The 6780-nt window shown below is 50.4% G+C and carries 4 protein-coding genes; all 4 read right to left on the reverse strand.

All coding sequences use genetic code 11. The features are described 5' to 3' along the window. Positions 1 to 22: 22 nt before the first annotated feature. Genes B5F94_RS04140 through B5F94_RS04155 form a run of 4 tightly spaced genes read right to left on the reverse strand, consistent with a single transcriptional unit; the run spans position 23 to position 6345 of the window. Positions 23 to 3115, reverse strand: a complete 3093-nt coding sequence (locus tag B5F94_RS04140) for a type I restriction endonuclease subunit R (protein WP_087327999.1) — start codon at positions 3113 to 3115, stop codon at positions 23 to 25. A 12-nt stretch (positions 3116 to 3127) separates the two neighbouring features. Beyond that, a complete protein-coding gene (locus B5F94_RS04145; RefSeq protein ID WP_087328001.1) occupies positions 3128 to 3700 on the reverse strand; it encodes a hypothetical protein in 573 nt (190 codons plus the stop codon). Beyond that, the gene (locus B5F94_RS04150; protein WP_242965574.1) at positions 3690 to 4832 is read right to left on the reverse strand and encodes a restriction endonuclease subunit S; all 1143 of its coding nucleotides are present in this window, start codon (positions 4830 to 4832) and stop codon (positions 3690 to 3692) included. The genes B5F94_RS04145 and B5F94_RS04150 overlap by 11 nt, the downstream gene beginning before the upstream one ends. Positions 4833 to 4842: 10 nt before the next feature. Then, on the reverse strand, positions 4843 to 6345 hold the full coding sequence (locus tag B5F94_RS04155) for a type I restriction-modification system subunit M (RefSeq protein WP_087328008.1): 1503 nt from the start codon (positions 6343 to 6345) through the stop codon (positions 4843 to 4845). Between the last annotated feature and the right edge of the window lie 435 nt (positions 6346 to 6780).

Genomic DNA, 6780 nt, shown 5'->3' on the forward strand with positions numbered 1-6780 from the left:
ATGCCTCCCAATTTAAGTCGCACTAAAAACAATTCCCACCATTTTGATCCGTCCACATCTCGCACTGGCTCATAACCGTCTGCACCGCATCCTCCATCCCATCCGGCGGATACTTATGCTTTTTCAGCAGTCGTTTCACCAGACGGCGCATACCAGCTCTGGCGCTCTCTTTCTTTTGCCAGTCGATGGTGCGGTTTTTCCGCAGCAGGTCAGTCAGCTCTTTTGTAATGGCAATCAGCTCGTCATGCTCATAAAAATCCTTGATAGCCTGGGGCTTGGTCAGTGCGTCGTAGAAAGCCAATTCCTCAGCGGACAAACCCAGCTTCTCTCCCTCCGCATTGGCGGCAGCAATGTCCTTAGCCAGCTTCAGGAGTTCCTCTATGACTTCCTCATTGGTCAGCATCCCGTTGAGGTAGCGGTTCATGGCACTCTGGATGATCTCGGAGAACTTTTCCGATTTCACCACATTGGTGCGCCGGTAGACAGAAACCTGCTCGGCAATCAGCTTTTTCAGCAGCTCCACTGCCAGGTTCTTCTCCTTCATGCGGGAGATCTCTTCCAGGAACTTAGGATCAAACAGCGAAAACTCCGTCCCCACATCAGAAAACAGATTGATGACCCCTTCGCTTTGGATGGTATGTTTCAGCAGCTCATTGATCCGCTCGTTGACCTCTGGTAGGGTAAATTTCTTTCCAGCAACGCCTCCGCTGCTCAGCCGAACCAGCATGGTCCGTACTGCCTCAAAGTAGGCCGCTTCCATCCGGGTCTTGCTGTCCACCAGACTGCCACATAGGGAGAGCGCCTGCTTTAGCAGCAGCGCCTCCTTAATGTAGACATTCTGGGTCTTTTCCTTATCGGGCAGGTCATGCTCGGCTACCGACTTTCCCAACAAGAAGTTGACTCCGCCGCTGATCATCCGGGCCTTTTCCAAATCGTCCCCGGATAGGAATGTGGCGTAGTCAAAGCCGTGGAACAGATCCCGGCATACCTCCAGCTTCTCCAAAAATTTGGGATAGGCCGCTTTGCTCACGTCCGGATCACCGTAGTTCTTTTTATCCCGCACGGTGTAGTCATTCATGGCCTGTTTCAGGGCGGCGGCAATACCTACGTAGTCCACCACCAGGCCACCCTCTTTATCCTGGAATACCCGGTTCACCCGGGCGATGGCCTGCATCAGGTTGTGGCCGGACATGGGCTTGTACACATACATGGTAGCCAGAGACGGCACATCAAACCCGGTGAGCCACATATCCACCACGATGGCGATTTTCAGAGGGGAATCGTTATCCTTGAACTTCCTGGCCAAGTCTTCCTTATGGGCCTTGTTGCCGATGATCTCCCGCCATTCCTCCGGGTCGTTGTTCCCTTGGGTCATAACCACGCCCACCTTTTCGGTCCAGTCCGGGCGCAGCTGGAGGATGCGTTTGTAAATCTTCATTGCAATGGGGCGGGAGTAGGCCACGATCATGGCCTTGCCAGTGAGCAGACCGGCTCTGTAATTCTCGTAATGGTTTAAAATATCGTCCACCAGCGAGGCGATAGTCTGGTCAGCGCCTAGAATCGCTTCCATCTGACCCAGTTCCTTCTTGCTCTTCTCGATCACATAGGGGTCTGTATTCAGGGCCATGATCTCATATTCAACGTCAATCCGGTGCAGGATTGCCTCATCCAGTTTGAGGTGGATCACCCGGCTCTCATAGTAGACCGGACGGGTAGCGCCGTCCTCCACGGCCTGGGTCATGTCATAGATGTCGATATAATCGCCAAATACCTCCCTGGTGCTGCGGTCCTTGGAGGAAATGGGCGTGCCGGTAAAGCCGATGTATGTAGCATTGGGCAAACTGTCCCGGATGATGCGGGCTGTGCCAATGGAGGTTTTGACCTCCAGCTCGCCCTTTTCATTCTGCTTGGTGACCACCTTTTCCGTCAGGCCGTACTGGCCCCGGTGGGCCTCGTCTGCCATAACCACGATATTCCGACGCTCAGACAATGCCCCGCCGGTCTCCTCGAACTTCTGCATGGTGGTAAAGATGATGCCGTTGGCCTGTCGGTTTGCCAGCAGCTCCTGCAGGTTCTGCCGACTCTCGGCCTGCTGGGGCGTCTGGCGCAGGAAGTCCTTGCACCGGGAGAACTGGCCGTAGAGCTGGTTGTCCAAATCGTTGCGGTCGGTAATCACCACAATGGTGGGGCTTTCCAGCGCCGTTTGCAGATAGTGGGCATAGAACACCATGGACAGGGACTTGCCGCTGCCCTGGGTGTGCCAGAACACGCCGCCCTTGCCGTCGGTAACGGTGGCGTGCTTGGTAGACTCAATGGCTTTCTTGACTGCAAAATACTGGTGATAGCCCGCCAAAATCTTAAAGGTGTTGGCCCCGTCCACATTGAAGCAGATAAAGTTCTGGAGAATATCCAGGAACCGCTCTTTCTCAAAAATGCCCTCAAAGAAGGTGTCAAACTGGGCGGCCTGGGTATTCTCATAGCTGCCGTCTTTGGTTTTCCACTCCATAAAGCGGTCCTCGCCGGAGGTGATGGTGCCCGCCTTGGAGGTGTTCAGGTCGCTTATGACGCAGACCTGGTTATAGATGAACAGGGACGGGATCTCATACATATAATTGCGCAGCTGCCGGTAGGCGGCGGAGGCATCCGTCTCCTCCCGGGAGGGGGACTTCAGCTCCACCACCACCAAGGGCAGGCCGTTGACAAACAGCACCACGTCCGCCCGCTTTTCGCTGTTCTCGATCACCGTCCACTGGTTGACGGCGGTAAACTGGTTGCGCTCAGGGTGCTGGTAGTCCACCAGATACACCAGACCGGAGCGCTCCTCCCCCTTCACCACGAACTTCACCGGTACGCCGTTTTGCAGATAGTCGGTAAAAATCATGTTTTTCTGCAAAAGAGTTCCAGACTCAAAGTTTTTCAGCTTGTACACCGCATCGTCCAGCGCCGCCTGGGGCATGGTGGGATTAATGGCCCGGAGGGTGGGCAGCAGCTCGTCCTCATACAGGGGCGAGTGGTAGTCCCGCTCAATGTCCGGGCCGTAGGCGTAGGAGTAGCCCAGGGTTTGGGTGAAAAGCTGCAAGACTGCGTTTTCATAGTTGGATTCGGTGAAGGGCATGGTGGGTCACCTCTATTTCATAAGCAAATAGATATCAAAACTAGCTAAAAGTGATTGAGAGTTTGCCTTAACAATATTGGAATATGATTTTATCATTTTCCTTAAATCTGCTGTATCTATATCCAAAAGACAGGCCTCCATCAAATTATCTAACTGTCGAAATATACTTATTAAATTCTCTTGATCTAAGCTTGGCAAAAGATAAAAACACACTTCAACTTTTCTGATCATAGCTATACGTTGTTCATTTATAACGTTATTGCCGGTTCTGTTTTCTGGTAAGCATTTATCAAAAAACAACATTTTATACCCGTCAATTATATCCTTGCTTGTATGTAAATTTTCTAACATTCTAGCAAAAATGATACATTTGCAAAAAATGTTATAAATCTCATATCTTTTCTCAAATAACATAATTTTATTTTGCTTATCTGCTACTTTAACCGCAAAACATATAGCAGCTGCTGAAAGTAATACACTCAAAACTGAAATCAAGACTGCCAACCAGTCAATAAGTCTTGGTTGTGCCAAAGCGTCAATATTGTTTGCAATGTTATCTACTGCCCGTATTAATTCAGATTCCATCTACATCTATTTCTCCATTCATAATCTTTGGTAAAAGAGTATCCCGCAATACAGAAAACCTTTTGTTCTCGTTGCGGTTATTTTGAATTTGGGTAAGGATAGGAACCGCTACCGAGTTAAACCTTCCCAGTTCAGTATCTGTAGGAAGTGCGACTGGATAAGTCATAATCTGTTGTTTATCTCCACGGGGCATTTTTGTTCCTTTTGAGCCTGCTACCATGAAGTCAAAGAATCTATCGGAATAAAGGGTACTGTATAAGTAGGCCGAATACTTGGGATAAGCAGGTACAAAGCACAAAACATCTGTTGAGCATCCGCACTCCTCATGGCAGTATACGATTTTCTTAAAATAGGGACGGATATTGGAAATCAAGGTATCCCCCACACGACACGCCGTTGTTTGTGCTGTTGTCGGCAGGCTGGAAGCCTCCGCAGCGCCAGTCTTTCCTGGCAGCATATTCTCTGTTGAGAAGTAAGTGCTAATATCCAGCTCAGAAACAGATACTCTGTCTTTGGAATAGGTACATATATCCGCAAGCGTTCCTTGTTCTTTTTCCATATTGATATTGCCAAACCACTCTTGATATATTGCTTGTGCCTGCTGCTGCAAATTCTCGTTGATCTTGTTGTTCAGTTCGATTTTCTCATCGAGAGCTGATAATGTGTCAACCAGTAAATCTTGTTGTTTGCGGCAAGGAACAGGAAGTTCCATATTGGCATATGTTTGTGCGTTAATATTTCCGCGGGTACTTCCAGTATTAAATGAATTCACCCAGTCTCTGTATGGTTTGCTCTGACAATAGTACTTCACATATTTAGGGTTTACACAGTTTGGGTCAATACTGAATTTAATAAGAAATCCTGCATACACAAGCTCTCCATCTGTCCCATCATAAAAATAGTTCCGTCCAGTACTTCCGCCTGTGCGTGCAAATACGATGTCATTAGGTTGCAACACATATTCCCCTGCTTTTTCATCGTCCACAGAAACCAGACCCGATTTATTGATTCTTCCATCATCCGTTATATCAGTTATTCGAAGATAGGTATAAAGATTTTCACTATACGGAACGGCGGACGCAGGAATTCCGTATTTTCCTTTTCCGCCAATGCACAAATCTTTTAATTTCATAATGGTTGGCTCACACTTCATACCCAATCGCCCCCAGTCGCTCCTTGATCTGCTCCTCCAGCTCATGGGACTTCCGGAACAGCTCCGACAGCTCCTTGGTCAGCCGCCCCATCTTCTCCTCGAAGGGCTCGCCGTCGTCCTCCTGCTCCTCAATGCCCACATACCGGCCCGGGGTGAGGATGTAGTCCTGCTTGGCGATCTCCTCGGTATCAGCCACGGCACAGAAGCCCTTGACTTCCTCCAAGGTGCCGTCCACATAGGCGTTGTAGGTGTCTGCCAGCTTCTGAATGTCCCCGTCGGTCAGCTCCCGCAGCTTGCGGGTGACCATGGTACCCATCTTCCGGGCATCTATGAACAGGGTTTTCCCTTTCTGCTTTTTATTCCTGGCCAAAAACCACAGGGAGACGGGAATCTGGGTGGTGTAGAACAGCTGGGAGGGCATGGCCACGATGCAGTCCACCAGATCGGCGTCGATGATATTTTTGCGGATCTCCCCCTCCCCGCCGCTCTGGGAGGACAGGGAGCCGTTGGCCAGCACCATGCCCATGCGGCCGTTGGGGGCCAGGTGCCAGATCATGTGCTGGAGCCAGGCAAAGTTAGCGTTGCCCGCCGGGGGCGTGCCGTACTGCCAGCGCACATCGTCCAGCAGCTTGTCCTGCCCCCAGCCGGACAGGTTGAAAGGCGGGTTTGCCATAATGAAGTCTGCCTTCAACTGAGGGTGGGCGTCGTTGAAGAAGGTATCGGCGCTGAACTTACCCAGGTCGGCCTCAATGCCACGGATGGCCAGGTTCATCTGGGCCATCTTCCAGGTGGTGGGGTTGGAGTCCTGACCAAAGACGGAAATTTTATTGATATTGCCGCCGTGGTTCTCAATGAACTTGGCCGACTGCACAAACATACCGCCGCTGCCGCAGCAGGGGTCGTACACCCGGCCGTTGTAGGGCTGCAAAATCTCCACCAGTGTTTTGACCACACAGGCGGGGGTATAGAATTCCCCGGCCAGCTTGCCCTCCTGCTCGGCAAACTTGGACAGGCAGTATTCATAGGTGCGGCCCAGGATGTCCTTGCTGTTGCCGTGCTCCACCATCTGAATGTTGGTGAACAGGTCCACCACATCGCCCAGGCGGCGCTTGTCCAGCTCCTGGCGGGCAAAATTCTTGGGCAGGATGTCTTTCAGCCGCTTATTCTCCTGCTCGATGGCCCGCATGGCATCGTCAATAACGGTACCGATCTCCGGCGTGTGGGCCGCCCCGGCGATCACACGCCACCGGGCATTCTCCGGCACAAAGAAGATGTTTTCGGCGGTGTATTCGTCCTTGTCCTCCTCGAAGCCATCGCCCTCATCCACAAGCTCCTGATACTTGGCCTCGAAGCGGTCGGAAATATATTTTAAGAAAATCAGACCCAGGACGACAGATTTATACTCCGAGGCATCCAGATTGCCCCGCAACACACAGGCCGCGTCCCAAATCTGTTTTTCAAATCCAATGTTGCTGGTGTTGGTTTCTGCCATAGTAGAAATCCTCCCCAATGTATTCTGTTATTTGTATTATTATAGCAGTTCATGGGAGAAGGAACAAGGTGCCTTTGGGGTAAATACAACAAGGAGGGCAACCCGGTTGGGCTGCCCTCCTTGTGACTTGTTTTATACCTGTCTATCTCCATGTACAATTGATTATTTTTTGCGTGTTTCGATCGGTTTAGAATCAAATTTTGCCCAATGCCATAGTTGCTCCAACGTCTGTTGGATTGCCGCCAGTTGTTCCACACTGATAGGTGCACCTTGATTCGCGGCCCAAGCCAGTTGATTTAAATTATTTCCAATTGCGTTTAGGCCATGTTTGAAAAACAAAAGTTGCACAAACGGATATGATTTAGTAAACTATTGATATGGGAACAAAACGATATGAACTCACAGAAAGTGAATGGAATCGAATCAAAGATATGC

Origin of the sequence: Flavonifractor sp. An4, assembly GCF_002161755.1 — a bacterium.
Taxonomy (GTDB): domain Bacteria; phylum Bacillota; class Clostridia; order Oscillospirales; family Oscillospiraceae; genus Flavonifractor; species Flavonifractor avicola.

Bases quoted from the DNA above. Each gene is read 5' to 3' on its own strand.
- B5F94_RS04140 (WP_087327999.1), bottom strand. From the start codon at position 3,115: ATGCCCTTCACCGAATCCAACTATGAAAACGCAGTCTTGCAGCTTTTC.
- B5F94_RS04145 (WP_087328001.1), bottom strand. From the start codon at position 3,700: ATGGAATCTGAATTAATACGGGCAGTAGATAACATTGCAAACAATATT.
- B5F94_RS04150 (WP_242965574.1), bottom strand. From the start codon at position 4,832: ATGAAATTAAAAGATTTGTGCATTGGCGGAAAAGGAAAATACGGAATT.
- B5F94_RS04155 (WP_087328008.1), bottom strand. From the start codon at position 6,345: ATGGCAGAAACCAACACCAGCAACATTGGATTTGAAAAACAGATTTGG.